The sequence below is a fragment of the Aequorivita vladivostokensis genome (assembly GCF_000952855.1).
GTDB classification, from domain to species: domain Bacteria; phylum Bacteroidota; class Bacteroidia; order Flavobacteriales; family Flavobacteriaceae; genus Aequorivita; species Aequorivita vladivostokensis.
Genome location: NZ_JSVU01000005.1, coordinates 161,049 through 178,587, shown reverse-complemented (window position 1 = coordinate 178,587; position 17,539 = coordinate 161,049). Strand labels below are relative to the sequence as shown.

The 17,539-nt window shown below is 40.5% G+C and carries 19 protein-coding genes; 6 read left to right on the top strand and 13 right to left on the bottom strand.

The features are described from left to right. Positions 1–29: 29 nt before the first annotated feature. The gene (locus tag MB09_RS09725) at positions 30–251 is read right to left on the bottom strand and encodes a hypothetical protein (protein ID WP_045080701.1); all 222 of its coding nucleotides are present in this window, start codon (positions 249–251) and stop codon (positions 30–32) included. Between the two features lie 90 nt (positions 252–341). Here MB09_RS09725 and MB09_RS15495 point away from each other — a divergent pair, with 90 nt between their 5' ends. Continuing rightward, on the top strand, positions 342–968 hold the full coding sequence (locus MB09_RS15495; protein WP_052671346.1) for a fasciclin domain-containing protein: 627 nt from the start codon (positions 342–344) through the stop codon (positions 966–968). Here the strand turns inward: MB09_RS15495 and murB are convergent. Continuing rightward, the gene (gene murB / locus MB09_RS09715) at positions 965–1,978 is read right to left on the bottom strand and encodes a UDP-N-acetylmuramate dehydrogenase (RefSeq protein ID WP_045080700.1); all 1,014 of its coding nucleotides are present in this window, start codon (positions 1,976–1,978) and stop codon (positions 965–967) included. The two genes, MB09_RS15495 and murB, sit on opposite strands and share 4 nt — an antisense overlap. Then, complete coding sequence (locus MB09_RS09710; protein ID WP_045080699.1) at positions 1,978–3,168, bottom strand: pyridoxal phosphate-dependent aminotransferase; 1,191 nt, start codon at positions 3,166–3,168, stop codon at positions 1,978–1,980. Before MB09_RS09710 ends, murB begins: the two co-directional genes overlap by 1 nt. Positions 3,169–3,283: 115 nt before the next feature. Between MB09_RS09710 and MB09_RS16045 the strand changes: the two genes are divergently transcribed. Then, positions 3,284–4,612 carry an aspartyl protease family protein gene (locus MB09_RS16045; protein ID WP_165586696.1) on the top strand — a complete coding sequence of 443 codons (1,329 nt, stop codon included), beginning with the start codon at positions 3,284–3,286 and terminating at the stop codon, positions 4,610–4,612. Between the two features lie 56 nt (positions 4,613–4,668). Here MB09_RS16045 and MB09_RS09700 read toward each other — a convergent pair whose 3' ends face one another. Next, on the bottom strand, positions 4,669–5,064 hold the full coding sequence (locus MB09_RS09700; protein ID WP_045080698.1) for a DUF1573 domain-containing protein: 396 nt from the start codon (positions 5,062–5,064) through the stop codon (positions 4,669–4,671). A gap of 128 nt (positions 5,065–5,192) precedes the next feature. On the opposite strand from MB09_RS09700, the gene MB09_RS09695 reads away from it, so the two are divergent. Further along, positions 5,193–7,823, top strand: a complete 2,631-nt coding sequence (locus tag MB09_RS09695) for a valine--tRNA ligase (protein ID WP_045080697.1) — start codon at positions 5,193–5,195, stop codon at positions 7,821–7,823. Between the two features lie 100 nt (positions 7,824–7,923). Continuing rightward, positions 7,924–8,166: a hypothetical protein gene (locus MB09_RS09690; RefSeq protein WP_045080696.1), complete on the top strand. Its 243-nt coding sequence runs from the start codon at positions 7,924–7,926 to the stop codon at positions 8,164–8,166. Here MB09_RS09690 and MB09_RS09685 read toward each other — a convergent pair whose 3' ends face one another. From MB09_RS09685 to rsfS, 6 genes are all read right to left on the bottom strand, one after another. Further along, entirely contained in the window at positions 8,167–8,433 is a 267-nt protein-coding gene (locus tag MB09_RS09685) for an acyl-CoA-binding protein (RefSeq protein WP_045080695.1), read from the bottom strand. Then, positions 8,433–9,083: a phosphatidylserine decarboxylase family protein gene (locus tag MB09_RS09680; RefSeq protein ID WP_045080694.1), complete on the bottom strand. Its 651-nt coding sequence runs from the start codon at positions 9,081–9,083 to the stop codon at positions 8,433–8,435. The genes MB09_RS09685 and MB09_RS09680 overlap by 1 nt, the downstream gene beginning before the upstream one ends. Then, positions 9,073–9,906 carry a phosphatidate cytidylyltransferase gene (locus tag MB09_RS09675; RefSeq protein ID WP_045080693.1) on the bottom strand — a complete coding sequence of 278 codons (834 nt, stop codon included), beginning with the start codon at positions 9,904–9,906 and terminating at the stop codon, positions 9,073–9,075. Before MB09_RS09675 ends, MB09_RS09680 begins: the two co-directional genes overlap by 11 nt. A 1-nt stretch (position 9,907) precedes the next feature. Beyond that, the gene (locus tag MB09_RS09670; protein WP_045080692.1) at positions 9,908–10,522 is read right to left on the bottom strand and encodes an LUD domain-containing protein; all 615 of its coding nucleotides are present in this window, start codon (positions 10,520–10,522) and stop codon (positions 9,908–9,910) included. Between the two features lie 113 nt (positions 10,523–10,635). Continuing rightward, the gene (gene ftsH / locus MB09_RS09665; RefSeq protein WP_045080691.1) at positions 10,636–12,591 is read right to left on the bottom strand and encodes an ATP-dependent zinc metalloprotease FtsH; all 1,956 of its coding nucleotides are present in this window, start codon (positions 12,589–12,591) and stop codon (positions 10,636–10,638) included. A 17-nt stretch (positions 12,592–12,608) separates the two neighbouring features. Beyond that, on the bottom strand, positions 12,609–12,980 hold the full coding sequence (gene rsfS, locus MB09_RS09660; RefSeq protein ID WP_045080690.1) for a ribosome silencing factor: 372 nt from the start codon (positions 12,978–12,980) through the stop codon (positions 12,609–12,611). A 90-nt stretch (positions 12,981–13,070) separates the two neighbouring features. Between rsfS and MB09_RS09655 the strand changes: the two genes are divergently transcribed. Continuing rightward, positions 13,071–13,802 (top strand): biotin--[acetyl-CoA-carboxylase] ligase, encoded by a 732-nt coding sequence (locus tag MB09_RS09655; protein WP_045080689.1) that lies wholly within the window; start codon positions 13,071–13,073, stop codon positions 13,800–13,802. 63 nt (positions 13,803–13,865) lie between these two features. On the opposite strand, the gene MB09_RS09650 is transcribed toward MB09_RS09655, so the two are convergent. Both MB09_RS09650 and pyrE read right to left on the bottom strand, forming a co-directional pair. Then, entirely contained in the window at positions 13,866–14,258 is a 393-nt protein-coding gene (locus MB09_RS09650) for a hypothetical protein (RefSeq protein WP_045080688.1), read from the bottom strand. An 89-nt stretch (positions 14,259–14,347) separates the two neighbouring features. Beyond that, positions 14,348–14,989 (bottom strand): orotate phosphoribosyltransferase, encoded by a 642-nt coding sequence (pyrE, locus tag MB09_RS09645; RefSeq protein WP_045080687.1) that lies wholly within the window; start codon positions 14,987–14,989, stop codon positions 14,348–14,350. A 7-nt stretch (positions 14,990–14,996) separates the two neighbouring features. Here pyrE and MB09_RS09640 point away from each other — a divergent pair, with 7 nt between their 5' ends. Continuing rightward, on the top strand, positions 14,997–15,626 hold the full coding sequence (locus tag MB09_RS09640) for an NUDIX hydrolase (protein ID WP_045080686.1): 630 nt from the start codon (positions 14,997–14,999) through the stop codon (positions 15,624–15,626). Here the strand turns inward: MB09_RS09640 and MB09_RS09635 are convergent. After that, complete coding sequence (locus tag MB09_RS09635; protein ID WP_045080685.1) at positions 15,588–17,321, bottom strand: M14 family metallopeptidase; 1,734 nt, start codon at positions 17,319–17,321, stop codon at positions 15,588–15,590. The genes MB09_RS09640 and MB09_RS09635 overlap by 39 nt on opposite strands. Positions 17,322–17,539 lie beyond the last annotated feature (218 nt).

Below are 17,539 nucleotides of genomic sequence, written 5' to 3'. Positions count from 1 at the left end.
TTGTGAATAAAGACGAAGCTTAAATTTAGTTAATTGGAAGAAGCCTCAATTTTGTGGGTATCTTCCTTACAAGTATCAAATTGGTCCGGGGTTTTTCCGCAGAAGCCGCACGATTGGCCTTCCTTGTTTAAAAAAGGACTCTGGCTGGCGCAGGTGCCTGCAAATTTTCCATCCTTTTTGGCCCATAATTTTATGGCTATTCCCGCAACGGCAAGTAATAATAAAGCTAATGTGATAAGTAAAAGTTTCATCTTAAGTATTTAGGGTGCAAAAATACAATCTTTCTTGTTGTTGTGCTCAGAATTTAAGTATTTTTAGCCTCAATTTTAAATAATTTAACGATGTTAAAACCGACTACTTTTTTAATTCTTTCGCTTGTTGCGCTTCTCACTTTTTCCTGTAAAAATGATTCCCAAAATCCAGATAAAAATGAAACCGAATCTGTAGCAGTTGAGGCCGCTCCGGAACTGCCAAAAAAGAGGGCGGCAAAGAAAGATTTGACCGAACAGGACATTGCGGTTATAAAAAGTGTGATGGCCCGAGTAATGAACGATGGTTATTTAAAAAGGTTTGCGAGCTACCTTGTTACCGCCGAATTGACGGATTTGCTTTCCAACAATTCTGGGCCTTTTACGGTTTTTGGCGCCACAGATACAGCTATTGAATCACTTCCGGCTAAAAAACGAAATTTCTATTCAAATCCCGAAAACAAGGAGCAGTTGATAATAATGCTGAAATCACATATCGTTGAAGGGAATTATGACAAATCAACCTTGCTGCAAACCATCGATAAAAGCGGAAAGGCGACAATTAAAACGCTTGCCGGCACTACGCTCACCGTAACAAAATCCGGGGAAGGGCTTATGGTCTCTAATGGGAAGGGCGTGAACGCGAAGGTGATTAAAGGCAGTGTGGAAGGATCAAATGGTTCGGTTTACGTTGTAGATGCTTTGCTGAATGCAAATTAAAAAACATTTACTTCCGGTTCAATATAGATGCCGGTCATTTCCTTTACCTTTTTTTGGATTTCCATGGCGAGCTGCCAAATTTCCTTGCCCGTGGCGTTGCCGTAATTTACGAGAACCAACGCTTGATTTTTGTGGATGCCCGCATCGCCAAAACGCTGGCCTTTAAATCCTGCTTTTTCAATAAGCCAGCCTGCTGGAATTTTAAATTCCGTAGGCGAAACTTCATAAAAAGGAGCTTCGGGAAAATTTCTTCGGAACTCTTGGAAGGTTTCAGCATCCACAACCGGATTTTTAAAGAAACTGCCGCTGTTGCCCAAAACTTTCGGGTCGGGAAGTTTTGATTGGCGAATGGCGATTACCGCTTCCGAAATGTCCTTTATTGAAGGGGTTTCGATATTTTTATCGGCTAAAATCTTTTGAATATCGCCGTAAGAAATACTTGTTTTGTGATTTTTTTTGGTCAGTCGGAAAGTAACGCTGGTAATAATGTACTTTCCCTTCGCCTCATTTTTGAAGATGGAATTTCGGTACTCAAATTCACATTCTCCTTTTGTGAACTCCTTTTCTTTTAAAGTTTCAATTTCAACCGTGTTGCAGCTTACAAATGTATCTTTTAGCTCCACGCCATAGGCGCCAATGTTTTGAATGGGCGCCGTGCCAACGTTCCCCGGAATCAAAGAAAGGTTTTCCAACCCGCCAAAATCGTTCGCGATGCAATATTGAACAAACTCGTGCCAGTTTTCGCCGGCCATTGCTTTTACCAAAACTTCGGTTTCGGTTTCCTTTAAAATTTCAATTCCCTTTAAATTTATGTGAAGAACATATGCGTCCAAATCGCCCGTCAACAGCATATTACTGCCGCCGCCGAGAATGAAAAGTTCTTTTGAACGCTTTTCTGAAAGAGCCTGTTTCAGTTCGTCAATAGTTTCAACCGAAACAAAATAACGCGCATTGCAGGCTATGCCAAAAGTATTGTGGTTTTTAAGCGATTTGTTCTCTTCAACCCGCATCAATCCTTATATTTTTGAAGCGCAAGTTTTAGGATTTCAACCGCTCTGATAAGGCTTTCCTTTTTCAAAACATAAGCAATTCGCACTTGGTTCAACCCAACCCCGGGACTGGAATAAAAACCTGCAGCAGGAGCTACCATGATGGTTTCGCCATTGTCGTCAAATTCCTCCAAAAGCCACTGTGCAAAGGCATCGCTATTTTTTATTGGAAGTTGGACAATGCAATAAAAAGCGCCTTTGGGCTCACCCACTTGTACGCCGGGAATGGCTTTGAGGGCGGCAACCAAAGTATTTCTTCTATCCTGATATTCGGTGATTACTTCATTAAAGTAACTTTGGGGCGTCTGCAATGCCGCTTCGCTTGCAATCTGGGCAAAGGTGGGCGGACTTAAACGCGCCTGCGCAAATTTTAAGGCAGTTGCGATAACCTGTTTGTTTTTTGAAACCAAACAACCAATGCGCGCGCCGCACATACTATATCTTTTTGAAACCGAATCGATGATGATTCCGTTTTCGGCCAAGCTTGGTTCTTCGAGAATTGAATAATGTTTATAGCCGTCGTAGGTAAACTCGCGGTAAACTTCATCCGCGACCAAAAACAAATCGTGTTTTTTAACGATTTTGGCCAAGGTCTGTATTTCTTCTTTAGAGTAGAGATACCCTGTTGGATTTCCGGGGTTGCAAATAAGGATTGCCTTTGTTTTTGGGGTAATCAGTTTTTCAAATTCTGAAATTGGCGGCAAGGCAAAATTGTCTTCAATCTTTGAGATGACGGGCACAATTTTTACATCAGATGCCGTGGCAAAACCGTTGTAATTCGCATAAAAGGGTTCGGGAATAATTATTTCATCGCCTGCATCGGCAATGCTGCCCATTGCAAAGAGCAGGGCCTCGCTTCCGCCAGTTGTTACGATAATGTCATTGGCCTCAACCGCAATGTTGTTCTTTTTATAATAATCTGCAATTTTTTCACGGTATTCCTGCGACCCTTCTGAGCGGGTATAGGCTAGGATTTCCAAATGGTGGTGTGCCACGGCTTCCATCGCAATTTCTGGCGATTTTATATCGGGCTGGCCTATATTTAAATGATAGACGGTTTTGTTTGCCTTATAGGCTTTTTCGGCGTAGGGAACCAGCTTTCTGATAGGTGATTCCGGCATGTTTTTCCCTTTATGTGAAACTGTCGGCATAATGAAATTGTTTGTGGCAAAGTTGCAAAATATATTTTATAAAACCACTCTGCCCCAACCAACATTCGGCTTTTTTTTTATATCTTCAATTGTTTTCAAAAAAACTATTAAAATTTTGCGTAAAGCCCTTGTACTTCTGTTCTTTCTTTGTTTTTCGGTTGCTTCGGTGGCGCAAATAGGCTTTTTTCTTCAAAATAATAAAAAGAGGGATAAAATTCCTTTCAAACTGGTAAACAATCTGCCCATTGTTCAAATAGAAATCAATGGCACGCCGCTTTCCTTTATACTTGATACGGGTGTAAAATCTACCATTCTGTTTAGCTTGGAGGAAGCGGACAGTCTCCAGCTTCGTAATACCAATCCGGTTATGTTGCAAGGGCTTGGCTCAGGCGGGGCGGTTGAAGCTTTAAGAAGTTTAAATAACAAGGTAAAAGTGGGAAGCGCCATAGATAACGACCATGACCTCTATATAATTTTTGACAGTACGCTAAGTTTTTCGCCTCGAATGGGCATACCGGTTCATGGCATTTTGGGGAATGAATTTTTTCAGAATTTTATAGTAAAAATAAACTACGCCACAGAGGTCATTACCATTTATAATCCAAAGAAAAACAAATTGAAAGCTTGCAGAAAATGTGAGGATCTGCCCTTGAACTTTGTGGGCGGGAAATCTTATTTTTCGCTTCAAGTAGAATCTGAAAACGCCAGTAAGGAAGTCACGCTATTGGTGGATTCTGGATCGAGCGATGTTATGTGGCTTTTTGATGCGGCCGGCTTTATCCAGGAATCACCGCCAAACTACTTTAAGGATTTTTTGGGACTGGGATTGAGCGGGAACATTTTTGGTAAGCGTACTAGAATTCGCAAACTTTCGGTTGGCGGATTGCAATTAAAGGAAGTTAATACATCTTTTCCCGAAGAGGAGGCTATTGTGAAGGCACGGTATTACGAGGATCGCGACGGCAGTGTGGGCGGAGGTTTTTTGAGCAGGTTTACTGTAACCTTTGATTATGCCAACAAAATGGTTCGCTTCAAAAAGAATAGAAAGTTTAAAGAACCTTTCCATTATAATATGAGTGGTTTGACACTGGAGCATCAAGGTATGGAACTTGTAAAGGAAGAACGGCAAGCAAGTGTAAACACTAACCGAATGAATCAGAATGAAAGTCTGAGCGCAAACAGTATTTCAGTAACAACCGAGGTTCATTTTTCCCTGGTGCCCAAATATATCGTTGCAGAAATACGCGAAGGTTCGCCGGCTGATTTAGCGGGTATTCAAAAAGGGGATGAGGTAATTTCCATAAATGGGAAGCCTTGCTATCAATATAAATTATATAAATTGATTGAAATATTTTCTTCCGATGAAGGCAAACGGATTTCGCTGGAAATAAAGCGAGGAGATTATATAAATAAATTTAAGTTTACTCTTAAAAGCGTATTCTAAAAAAAAGTCCGGTTGAATTTTAACTTCAACCGGACTTTTTATAAAGTGTAGTTTTTTTAGCTTTTTTCCAGAACGCTTGCTGAGTCGCTCATAACTTCGCCTTTTATTTTTAAAGCTACCATTGGTTCGCTTGCGTTTGAATACACCGTAACCGTTTTCCGAATTGGACCCACACGATTAGTATCATATTTAACCTCAATGGTGCTACTTGCCCCTGGGGCGATAGGACCATTAGGTTTTTTTGGAACAGTACAGCCACAGCTGGACTTTACATCACTAATGATAAGCGGGGCATCGCCAGTGTTAGTGAACTCAAATACGCGAACGCCGTCACTGCCTTTAGCGATAGTGCCATAATCCACAGTATCTTCCTTGAAACTGATTTTTGCTTGCTGTGCCTGGGCGGTAAAACCGATAAGCGCAACAAGAGCTATAAGAGCTAATTTTTTCATGATTTTATGTTTTTAATGATTGCTAAAGTATATAACTTTTGAACAACAAGCAAAATAACTTATTCACTTTTATTATCCTTTAGATATATTTACTTTTGCAAATCATTACACAAATACCAGACCAAAGTATGGCTTTAGAGGCAAAATACAATGCAAAACAGACTGAAAACAAGTGGTATAGCTATTGGATGGAGAATAGATATTTCCATTCTGAAGTGGACGAAAGAACGCCATACACCATCGTCATCCCGCCACCGAATGTTACCGGAGTGCTGCACATGGGCCATATGCTCAACAATACTTTACAGGATGTTTTGATTCGCCGTGCGCGTTTGCAGGGCTTTAATGCTTGCTGGGTACCGGGCACGGACCACGCTTCTATTGCTACCGAGGCCAAAGTTGTAGCAAAATTGAAAGCCGAAGGAATAGACAAAGCAACCCTTTCACGCGAGGAATTTTTGCAACATGCTTGGGAATGGACCCACAAGCACGGTGGGATTATTTTAGAGCAGTTGAAGAAACTCGGCGCCTCCTGCGATTGGGAACGAACCAAGTTCACCATGGATGAAGATATGTCAGCTTCGGTGATAAAGGTATTTGTTGATCTATACCGAAAAGGAAATATTTACCGCGGCTACCGAATGGTAAATTGGGATCCCCAGGCAAAGACCACTCTTTCTGACGAAGAAGTTATTTACGAAGAAAAACAAGGCAATCTCTATTACCTAAACTATAAAATTGATGGTAGCGATGAAACTTTAACCATCGCCACCACGCGCCCGGAAACCATTTTGGGTGACACCGCGATCTGCATAAATCCAAATGACGAGCGTTTTGCTCACCTGCGCGGCAAAAAAGCCATCGTTCCGGTTTGCAATCGTGTAATTCCAATCATTGAAGACGAATATGTTGATGTGGAATTCGGAACAGGGTGTCTAAAAGTTACACCTGCCCACGATGAGAATGATAAAATGCTGGGCGATAAGCACAATCTTGAAATTGTAGATATCCTGAATGATGACGGAACCCTAAACAGTTTCGGTCTGCATTACGAAGGAAAAGATCGTTTTGTGGTTCGCAAGGAAATTGTAAAGGAACTTGAAGCAATGGGCGTGGTTTCAAAAATTGAAAGCCATATGCACAAGGTTGGGACCAGTGAAAGAACCGGCGCTGTGATAGAACCAAAACTGAGCGATCAGTGGTTTCTTAAAATGAAGGAGCTTGCGCAACCTGCTTTGGATGCCGTGCTTGAAAAAGATGTAAACTTAGTTCCCGAAAAGTTCGTTAACACCTATCGCCACTGGATGGAAAACGTACGCGATTGGAACATCTCCCGTCAATTGTGGTGGGGACAGCAAATTCCTGCCTATTTCTATGGCGACGGAAAAGAGGATTTTGTTGTTGCGGAAACTATTGAAGAAGCGGTAAAATTAGCGCAAGAAAAAACAGGCAATGACCAATTAAATGCTACCGACTTAACCCAAGATCCGGACGCTTTGGACACCTGGTTTTCATCTTGGTTATGGCCTATTTCAGTATTTAATGGAATTTTAGAGCCAGACAACAAAGAAATAAATTACTATTACCCAACCAATGACCTCGTTACCGCGCCCGAAATTCTTTTCTTTTGGGTTGCCCGAATGATTATCGCAGGTTATGAATACCGAAATGAAAAACCGTTTACAAATGTGTACCTAACGGGAATCGTGCGCGATAAGCAGCGTAGAAAGATGAGCAAATCGCTGGGTAACTCGCCAGATCCAATTGATTTGATGGATACCTACGGAGCCGATGGCGTTCGTGTGGGGATGCTTTTGAGCTCACCTGCGGGGAATGATTTAATGTTTGACGAAGACCTTTGCAAACAGGGGAGTGCCTTTGTGAACAAAATCTGGAACGCTTACCGTTTGATTGATGGCTGGGAAGTTGATTTGGAAAAGGAGCAATCGCAAAGCGACATCATTGCCCTAAAATGGTACCGCAGCAAATTCCAAAAAACGCTTGCCGAGATTGAAGACTATTACAGCAAATACCGCATCAGCGATGCCTTAATGGCAACCTATAAATTGGTTTGGGACGATTTCTGTTCGTGGCTTTTGGAAATGGTAAAACCGCCTTTCGGAGAAAAAATTTCAGAAAAAACTTATTTGGAAGTGATTTCAGTTTTGGAAGATAATTTGAAAATATTGCACCCTTTTGTGCCATTCATTTCAGAAGAAATTTGGCAACACATTACCCAGCGCGACATTTCCGAAGCTTTGATAATTTCAGAATGGCCAAAACAGGAAGCTTTTGATGAAAAAATAATAAAGGATTTCGAATTTGCTTCCGAAGTAATCTCAGGGATCAGAACCATTCGGAAAGAGAAGAATATTTCCTTTAAAGATACGATCGAACTTTCGGTGTTGAACAACGACAATGCTTCCAAGGAATTTGATGCCGTAATTTCAAAACTCGGCAATATTTCAGCATTGAATTACATCTCAGAAAAACTTGACGGGGCATTGACTTTCCGTGTAAAGAGCAACGAATATTTTATACCGATTGCTGGGGCGATTAACGTTGAAGAAGAAATGGCAAAGCTTTCCGAAGAATTGAAATACACCGAAGGTTTCCTAAAAAGTGTGCAAGGTAAACTGAAGAACGAACGCTTTGTGAGCGGCGCGCCGGAGCAAGTAGTAGCTTTGGAAAGACAGAAAGAGGCGGATGCGCTTGCAAAGATTGAAACTTTGAAGGCAAGTTTGGCGGGACTGAAGTAAACTCTGAAGACGTTAAAATCTCTTAATTTATTCTAAATCCAGGTTAATTTATTCATTTTCAACTGCATTTGAGTGTAACTTGCCTCAAAACATAACAATCATGGACCAAGCAAAGTATGAACAAATGCAGTCGATGCTCCACAAATTGGAGGACATTAAAAACAGCCAAAAAAGCATCATCGACAAGATTAACCACGTGATTACCGACTTATTTCAACATCCCGATAAAGACCTTGAAAAAGCAATGGAGGGCGCACATGAACGCGCTTCAGAAAATGTGGAAAAGATTAGGGAGGCTATTGAGGAGTACGAGATAAAATTCAACAAAGCCCAGCAGGCCTGATTACTTTCGGTATAAAAAGTATTGATTAACGGCCTCAATGTAGAGTTGTTTGGCCTCGTCCTCGGTAAGACCGCGCGTTTGGAAAAGTGCGTTGGTCTTAAATGCCGAGATATGCGGCTTTCCGCCACTGGGAATATCGGCATCATTCGTTGCCCGTTTGTAGTAGGCGTATAACCGCAATAGTACATCTGCGGGAAAAGGTTCCGTGTGCTCATTGATGCTCTTCACGGCATTTCTAAATGCTATATCAAGCTCTTCTGAAGTCATTATTTTTCGGCAATTATTGAAATTCCACCTTTAACTTTTTGGTTTAAGGCTACTTTAATTTTTGCATCCAGCGGCAGAAAGATATCCACGCGCGATCCAAATTTTATAAAACCACTGTCAGAAGCCTGTTCTACCTCTTGGCCCGCTTCGGCGTAATTTACGATTCGTTTGGCCATGGCGCCGGCAATCTGTCTGAAAAGCACATCTCCAAACGTTTCGTTATTTACCACTACCGTGGTGCGTTCGTTTTCCTCGGAAGATTTTGGGTGCCACGCTACCAAGAATTTACCCGGGTGATATTTGCTATAAACCACCTTTCCGCCAACGGGATAGCGGGTTACGTGAACATTTATTGGACTCATAAAAACTGATACCTGCAATCTCTTATCGTTGAAATATTCCTTTTCAAAAACTTCTTCAATCACTACCACTTTTCCATCAACGGAAGATAGGACCCGCTCCGGATGCACCAAAAAGTTTCGCTTTGGATTTCTGAAAAATTGGAGTACCAACAGCAAAAGAATAATCAACGAAATAATAATTCCTCCGCGAATGGTTGGGTTTTCAACAAACACATTCGCCAAAAGACTAAGCGCGATAACGATTACGAGCGCAATAAATATAATTTTGAATCCTTCTTTATGAAACATTGTCAACAATTAATAAAAATGCATAAACAAATGGGCTGGCGTAAATAATGCTGTCAAGCCTGTCATATAAGCCACCGTGGCCCGGCATAATAATTCCACTGTCCTTGACTCCTGCCTGCCTTTTGAATTTTGATTGAATCAAATCGCCGATGGTGCCAAATATAGACACAATAACTGCCATGACTATCCAAACCCATAGTGGATACTTTTCAGCATCCAGCGGATTGTAACCTTCCAGTACTTTAAAGATAATAAATCCTGCCAAAAGAGCGCCAGCCAATCCGCCCACAAAACCTTCAACGGTCTTTTTGGGAGAAATGCGCTCCAGCAGTTTATGTTTTCCAAATTTTGAACCGATGAGGTAGGCAAAAGTATCATTGCTCCAAACCAATATAAAAACCGCAATAATTATTTCTGGCATAAACTCGCCGTCTATATTCATTACAGGAATAAGAGTGAGAAAAACAAAGCCACTAATAATGTAGAATATCACGGTAATGTATTTTTTCTTCTCAAACATTGGGATTTTGCTTGTCCACAATACGTCTTTCAACAAAAAAAGATTGACGAAGCCACTTAAGATCAAAAGAAGATAAACAGCATTATCGGCAAAAACGTCATAGCTCAGAAAGTAAAAGGCGGCCGCAAGTAGAAAATAGGCAAGATAGCTGGTAAGGTGCACCAGTTTTAAATATTCGCTTAAAGTAATGATTGCCAAAACAAAGAAGAGCCCCATAAACCATTCGCGCGAAGTAAACATTGCAAAAATGATAATCGAAATGTATAATACGCCCGAAAGGGTCCGTACGAGAATTTCCTTCATATTATAAGTCTTCCAGTAGCAACAAATATAGGTTTTTTGTGCTACTTCCATAACTCATAAAATCCTTTTCTTTTTCGGTTTCAAAGTCTTGAATGGTAGTAATGTTACTGGGAATGGAACCGGAACTTTGGTTTTTAATAATCCGCAAACCTTCACTAATGGTATCCACAATTTGGCTGGTGGTAGCAAAAATAATAACATTGAAGGGAAGCTCCTTCAACTTCTTTTCCTTTATTTGGTTTGACGAAAGTAATATGGAGCCGTTATTCGAGACCAAGGATTCGCACGTGGAAAGGAAAAATTTTGAGTCTGTGTTTTTGGTGAAGTTTAGATTGAAGCCGTCAAATTTTTTGGTAAGCATATCGTTCACGCAAAAAACGTCCTGTTCATACCAATCATTCTCAAGCATTATATTATCAAAAGCCTCGGTAACCTCTTCCCAATTTTCACAGTAAATAAATTTGCCCCCGTTGTTCTTAAAATTATAGGTGAATTTTTCGTCAATGGGAAGTTTTTGTTCTGGGTAATAACTGCTGTGTTCGGCTTTTTCGGCACGTTTGGCCTTCTCTTCCGATTTTTTGTAATTAGGGTTTAAAAGTCTTTTGAATAGACTCATTAATAATGAATTGAGGAGTTCATATTTGCGTTAAACTTCAAATATATAAAATCTATACTGAAGTATTGTTACGGGCCAAACAAAGTTTAAGCACGAAACCAAAAATGGCAACATTAGCTAGTTGCCACTCTGGGTGCCTCTTCTGGTTTTTCGAAAGGGCGGTCGCCAAATATCTTCTGGAGATTGTCCTTAAATATCACTTCTTTTTCAAGAAGAACATTTGCCAATTCGGTCAATTTGTCCTTGTTTTCTTCCAAAAGCTTCACGGCGCGTTGGTACTGTCCTTCAATTAACGCTGAAATTTCCTTATCGATCAGTTCGGCAGTTTTCTCACTATACGGTTTTGAAAAGTTATACTCAGACTGTCCGCTACTATCATAATAGGTAAGGTTTCCTATTTTTTCATTTAGGCCATAGATGGTCACCATTGCGCGGGCTTGCTTTGTCACTTTTTCCAGGTCGCTCAATGCTCCGGTTGAAATACGGTTGAAAATCACCTTTTCCGCAGCGCGTCCCCCAAGGGCGGCACACATTTCGTCAAGCATCTGCTCTGGGTGGATAATTAATCTTTCTTCGGGTAAATACCACGCAGCTCCCAGCGACTGTCCACGAGGCACTATAGTAACCTTTACCAAAGGCGCAGCGTGCTCAAGCATCCAGCTAACGGTTGCATGTCCCGCTTCGTGAAACGCAATGGCTCGCTTCTCGTCCATGGTCATTATCTTGTTCTTCTTTTCCAGACCGCCAACAATTCTATCCACGGCATCTAAAAAGTCTTGCTTTCCAACAGATTTTTTACCGTTTCGGGCGGCAATCAGAGCTGCTTCGTTACAAACGTTTGCAATATCAGCTCCAGAGAAGCCCGGAGTTTGTTTTGAAAGAAAGTCTGTATCTAAATCATCATCTTTTTTTATCGGGCGCAAATGCACTTCAAAAATTTCCTTACGCTCACGTACGTCTGGTAGATCTACATAAATCTGCCTATCGAAACGACCGGCTCGCATTAAAGCTTTGTCCAATACATCGGCACGGTTGGTGGCGGCAAGTACAATAACATTAGTATTTGTTCCAAAGCCGTCCATTTCTGTAAGCAGCTGGTTCAGTGTGTTTTCACGCTCGTCATTACTTCCCGAGAAATTATTTTTTCCACGGGCACGGCCAATGGCGTCAATTTCATCAATAAAAATAATTGCGGGTGATTTGTCTTTCGCCTGTTTAAAAAGATCGCGTACTCGGGAAGCACCCACGCCCACAAACATTTCAACGAAATCTGAACCGGAAAGTGAGAAGAACGGTACTTTAGCTTCGCCAGCAACGGCCTTCGCCAAAAGTGTTTTACCCGTACCGGGAGGTCCTACCAACAGTGCTCCTTTTGGGATTTTACCCCCAAGGGAGGTGTATTTCTCAGGTTGCTTTAAGAAATCCACAATTTCTTGAACTTCTTCTTTGGCGCCCTCAAGTCCGGCAACATCCTTAAATGAAGTTTTTACATCTGTTTTTTCGTCAAAAAGCTTGGCTTTTGATTTTCCTATATTGAAAAGTTGTCCTCCAGCGCCACCTCCAGCACCTGAAGACATTCTTCGCATGATGAAAATCCAAATAGCGATAATAATTACGAAGGGCAGGATGCCCATTAAGATATCACCCCAAACATTATTGTCTGTTTCAAAATTTAGCGGAGTAGATAATCCATTTTCTGTTTTAATCTGCTGAAAATCCTCTTGGAAAAGCTGTAGGTCGCCAAATTCAAACTGATAATCGGGATCGTTCGGCCCTGGTTCCAAAAAGGAAGGGGCATTGGTTTTGCTGGAATGGATTTCCTTTTTTTTGGCTTCATCGGTAAGATATACCTTCGCAATTTTCTTATTGATGACATCCACTTTTTCAACGTCCCCATTTCTCAGAAACTCTTCAAACTTTGCTTGATTCGTTTTCTCGGGTTGCGACCAACTTCCACCCCCAAAGATTTGGATACCGAAAAACAATAGAATTATTGCCGCGTAAATCCAGTAATAGCTAGGTTTCGGTCTTTTCGATTCGTTCTTTTTATTTTTATTTTCTTCGGCCATAAGGCAATTTTCTTTTTTTAATGTGTTGTTTCTATTTTAACCGATTTTGCATCGCCCCAAAGCCCCTCAATATCATAAAACTCGCGAATGTGCTTTTGGAAAACATGCACTACCACGTGCACATAGTCCATAAGTATCCACTCCGCGTTGTCGCTGCCCTCAACGTGCCACGGTTTTTCCTTAAGTGCTTTGCTTACTGATTTCTGAACGGAATTTACAATGGCATTCACCTGGGTATTACTGGTACCATTGCATATTATAAAATAGTCACAAACGGTATTTTCTATATCTCTTAGGTCAAGAATTTCTATATCATTTCCCTTAACATCTTCAATCCCTCGTATTATTTGAGCAATAAGTTGATCTGTTCCTGCTTGTTTTTTCTGCATTAATTATTTTTCTTTTCTATTGTGCAAAGTTATTACTTTTTTGTTTCTTGAAGCGCCTTAAAAGGCGTAATACTAAACATAATTATCGTTTTGAAGATAATCAAACTTAATGCCATCGATTCTACCAATACGTACTTAAAGCAATTGGCAAAAGAAACGCAATTGCCAAACCCCAGTGTTGTGGTGGCCAAAAGACAATTTGCGGGGCGTGGCCAAATGGGGAATGGGTGGCTCTCCAAGGAAGGCCAAAGCCTTACGTTTAGTGTGTTTCAAGCTTTTGATAAGCTACATATAGAAATGCAATTTGGGGTTTCTATGGCAGTTTCTTTAGCTCTATTGAAGACGCTTCAAAGTCTAAATGTGCCCAAATTAAGTATTAAATGGCCAAACGACATATTGTCAGCCAATAAAAAAATTGGCGGTATTTTAATAGAGAACGTATTGACGGGAAACACTGTTAAATATGCGATTATAGGAGTGGGAATCAATGTGAATGAAACCGACTTCCACGAACTGCCACAGGCTAGTTCAATGAAGCTTGAAACAGGTGAGACATTCCAGCTCGAAGAATTGCAGGATGTACTTCTGAGAAATATGCTCGAAAAACTAAAAAAACTCTCAACTTTCGATTTTTCAGAAATGAAATTCAACTACGAGGAAAATTTATTCCAAAAGGGAAAGGTTTCAGTATTTGAAACTTCCGAAAATTCACTTTTCAACGGAATAATAAAAGGCGTGTCTAATATCGGCGAGCTTTTGGTGGATACCGAAAATGAAGGCTTACGAAAATTTCAGTTGAAAGAAGTAAAACTAATTTATTGAAATTGAAAACGAAATAAAAAACTTTCCCTTCACTCACACTTGCGGGAGAAAGCTGAAGTTTGTTTAAACTTGCTCCAAATTGGATGCCAACGTATCTATAAATTTTGAAATAGGCCCTTTTACCATCATTGCCATCATCGCGTTGAATTCGCCTTCAAAAAGGAGTTCCACGGTTGAAGAATTTTCGGAAACCTCTTCAATATTTCCTGTTAACGTAAACGGAATTTTATCGCTGATTGCGCCCAAAACTACTTTGTTTGGCTTTTCAACTTCTTTTACTTCCAACGCTATTTCGGGCATGCCCTTTAAGGCAAATACAAAAGCATTTTCTCTGATCACTTCAAATTTGCTGATGTTCTCGGGCATCAATGTTTCGAAATTCCTTACATCGGCCAAAAAATCACAAAGTTCTGCTGCGGATTTTTGGGTGGTTACTTTTTTGCTGTTTAGTTTCATTTATGAGTTTATGAGTTTATGAGTTTAGAAGTTTATGAGTTTAGATGTGCTGGATACTGCGACTGAACACTGCGACTGAACACTGAACATTATTGCCCCCAAACAGCAGGATTCTCCCGCCATTCAGAAAGTAATTCAGCTTCTTCAGAATTGATATATTTAGATTTTTCGGCCTCTTCCAGCAAAATTTCATAATTGCTCAAAGTGTTTAACGCAACATTCGCCTTTTTGAAATTTTCTTCAGAAATATTAAAACCGTAGCTAAATATCGCAAGCATTCCCTTAACGTTGGCACCTGCTTCCTTTAAGGCCTCGACGGCCAACAGACTGCTTTTGCCAGTACTTATAAGGTCTTCCACAACAACAACATTTGTATTTTTTTCCAAATGGCCCTCAATTTTATTTTGGCGGCCATGACCCTTTGCCTCGGGACGCACGTAGCAAAACGGCACGTTCAAATAATCGGCAACCAAAGCGCCAATTCCTATCGCACCCGTGGCCACACCGGCAATCATTTCGGGCTTTCCGTAGAGTTCCTCAATTTGTCTGGCGAGGTTCTCACGGATGTAATTCCGAATCATAGGGTAGGAAAGGGTGATGCGATTGTCGCAGTAAATTGGAGATTTCCATCCCGATGCCCACGTAAAAGGGTTTTGTGGTTGCAATTTAATTGCATTAATTTGCAATAGTAAGGCAGCGGTTTTTTGCGCCGTTTCTTTGTTTAATATCATTGTACAAATGTATAAAGTTTTTGTAAAAGATATTCCCATTATTCTTTCAACGGAAAAAAATATTGGGGAGCATTACACTACCATTCCTTTAAAACAGGCGCGTTTTAAGAAGTTGGTAAAAAAAATAAACAACGGCGAGCTGCTCTATGTGAATCTTTATCACAAAAATGCGGAAAAACTTGAGCGTTTTCTTCGAAAAAAAATAAAAGTCGTGGAAGCCGCTGGTGGACTGGTCTATAACAGCAAGAAGGAAATACTTTTTATACGAAGAAATAAAAAGTGGGACCTCCCAAAAGGCAAAATAGAAAAAGGAGAAACCCATCGAGAGGCAGCCGTTCGCGAGGTTATCGAAGAAACAGGGGTGAAGGATCTCGAAATCCGCGATTTTTTGATGACTACGTACCATGTTTTTACCCGCAATGATAAATTCCGGCTAAAAATAACCTACTGGTACGAAATGTTCAGCGATTATGATGGGCCGCTAATTCCCGAGCCTGAAGAGGGCATTAAAAAAGTTAAATGGAAAGATTTTGAAAAATCCCAAAGGGCCCTGCAGGATTCCTATGAAAATATTAAGTTGCTTTTTCCGAAAGAATATTTAACCACCCACCCGAACGATCGGATACCGAAGGTGTGATTTTTCGTAATAGGGCGATTGCTTGTGTATCCAGTCCAGCTGCGCATACCAATTATTCATAAATGCAGGATCGCTCATCTTTTTGCGTTCAAATTCTTTTTTGATTTCGGGGTTTTCGTTCAGAAAATTTTCAGCCATATCTTCCCACACATAGGGAGAAAAACCTTCTTTTTGTTGAAGGATTGCGTCGAAAAAGTTCCAATTGAAAAATGAATCGGGAGCTGAAGGTTCCAAAGTTTCCAAAAGATAACGAACCCCGGGCTGCTGGGTTTTCACCAAAATATCACCTTCTTTTACTGAAACATTTTCCGTGCTTTTTCTTACTTCTGTTTTAAAATGAAGGTAATGTCCCTCGAACGGATTTTTCACCGTTTCAAAATTTTTGGTGTGATAAACTTCTGCAGTAATTGTAGTGTCCTTTGAAAATTCTGAAAATTCAATATCGTTCAATTTCAAAAGTTCGATAATATTCCAATACCCTTTCGGAACAATATATGCCGCAGGAATCGTTACGGAATCCGTCGCCTTAAAATGATTATAATAGGTTACATCTTTGATAAAAGGTTTGTCGCGGAAATATTTCAAACGGTCCGCCCCCGTAATGGTGCTCGGCACCATTTTCCCCTCGTAACCTTTGAATTTTAATGTTGAAGTTTTTGAGGAATCCACTTCCCAAGAAATTGGGTAGTAGCTTCCAACTTTATATTTTTCCACCGCATTTTTCCGAAGGTTTTTTATTGTTGAGGCATCCGCATCGGCAATTTTTATAAAACTTTTCATCAATTGATATGTACCTTCGACCCTTTGTTTATAGGGCTTTAGCATATGCGTTTCCGCCGTGAGTCCCAAAGTATTGAATAGCGTAGTGTAACCAGAGGCATAGCGCGGCGAGTCCATAAATTGGGCAAAGCCCTTTTCCGGCATTTGGTTGAACACGTTTACATAGGGCGTCATGTCACAGCTTTTTTGCTGAAGCGAATCCTCCAATTGCGGCATAAACGAAGTGTGAAGATAGTTGCCCAAGCCTCCGCCCAATTTGTCATGCTGCGTAAAAAGATGGGTTAGCACATATTGATAATCGGCGCCGTTGCTCACGTGGTTGTCAATAAACAAATCTGGGTTTAGCCAATGAAATATTTCAGCAAAAGCCCGAGCATTTTTTGTGTCATTTTTTATAAAATCACGGTTTAAATCATAATTTCTCGCATTGCCACGAAAACCATACTCTTCGGGGCCGTTTTGATTGGTGCGGCTGGTGCTGTTTCTATTTAAAGCGCCACCAATATTGTAAATGGGAATGGTTGCTATGATTGTATTTTTTGGCGCGGGGATTTTATTCTCGGCAAAATCGCGAAAAAGCAGCATCGTGGCGTCAATGCCGTCGGGCTCGCCGGGATGGATGCCGTTATTTATTAACAGCAAGTTTTTATCGTTTTTCTGATATTTTTGAGTTTTAAGGTTTTTCTGGTCATTTTCGGGATTGAAAACCACAACATGCAACGGATGGCCACTGTCCGTATGGCCAATTTCAAATATCGAGATAGTCGGAAATTCAGCCGCCAGAGTCTTGTAAAAGTGAATGGTTTGTGAATATGTTGCGGTTTGTTTTCCATTCGATTTTTCAAAAGGGATGGTATATTGTGCGTGTATAGTTACAAGTGGAATTAGTATAAATCCAAGTAAAAGGTTCTTCATAAATTTTGTTTTAGGCAAATATATAATACAATGTCTGAGGTTATTTAAGAAAAAAGCCATTAAAATGTCAGGTTAAATGTTAAATCTCTATTTATGCTATAGATTAAATATTTGATAATGAGGTACTTAGATGGTGTTATTGAGAATTTTTCCCTTTCGAACGAACCCAAGCTTGTAGTTGTTGAATGTATTCACTAACTTTGGTACAATTATTAATA

Coding starts and splice junctions, on each gene's coding strand:
- rsfS (WP_045080690.1), bottom strand. CDS start 12,980: ATGCAGAAAAAACAAGCAGGAACAGATCAACTTATTGCTCAAATAATA.
- MB09_RS09640 (WP_045080686.1), top strand. CDS start 14,997: ATGTATAAAGTTTTTGTAAAAGATATTCCCATTATTCTTTCAACGGAA.
- MB09_RS09695 (WP_045080697.1), top strand. CDS start 5,193: ATGGCTTTAGAGGCAAAATACAATGCAAAACAGACTGAAAACAAGTGG.
- MB09_RS09680 (WP_045080694.1), bottom strand. CDS start 9,083: ATGTTTCATAAAGAAGGATTCAAAATTATATTTATTGCGCTCGTAATC.
- MB09_RS09670 (WP_045080692.1), bottom strand. CDS start 10,522: ATGAGTCTATTCAAAAGACTTTTAAACCCTAATTACAAAAAATCGGAA.
- MB09_RS15495 (WP_052671346.1), top strand. CDS start 342: ATGTTAAAACCGACTACTTTTTTAATTCTTTCGCTTGTTGCGCTTCTC.
- MB09_RS09690 (WP_045080696.1), top strand. CDS start 7,924: ATGGACCAAGCAAAGTATGAACAAATGCAGTCGATGCTCCACAAATTG.
- MB09_RS09700 (WP_045080698.1), bottom strand. CDS start 5,064: ATGAAAAAATTAGCTCTTATAGCTCTTGTTGCGCTTATCGGTTTTACC.
- MB09_RS09635 (WP_045080685.1), bottom strand. CDS start 17,321: ATGAAGAACCTTTTACTTGGATTTATACTAATTCCACTTGTAACTATA.
- pyrE (WP_045080687.1), bottom strand. CDS start 14,989: ATGATATTAAACAAAGAAACGGCGCAAAAAACCGCTGCCTTACTATTG.
- murB (WP_045080700.1), bottom strand. CDS start 1,978: ATGCGGGTTGAAGAGAACAAATCGCTTAAAAACCACAATACTTTTGGC.
- MB09_RS09710 (WP_045080699.1), bottom strand. CDS start 3,168: ATGCCGACAGTTTCACATAAAGGGAAAAACATGCCGGAATCACCTATC.
- MB09_RS09685 (WP_045080695.1), bottom strand. CDS start 8,433: ATGACTTCAGAAGAGCTTGATATAGCATTTAGAAATGCCGTGAAGAGC.
- MB09_RS09675 (WP_045080693.1), bottom strand. CDS start 9,906: ATGAAGGAAATTCTCGTACGGACCCTTTCGGGCGTATTATACATTTCG.
- ftsH (WP_045080691.1), bottom strand. CDS start 12,591: ATGGCCGAAGAAAATAAAAATAAAAAGAACGAATCGAAAAGACCGAAA.
- MB09_RS09650 (WP_045080688.1), bottom strand. CDS start 14,258: ATGAAACTAAACAGCAAAAAAGTAACCACCCAAAAATCCGCAGCAGAA.
- MB09_RS09725 (WP_045080701.1), bottom strand. CDS start 251: ATGAAACTTTTACTTATCACATTAGCTTTATTATTACTTGCCGTTGCG.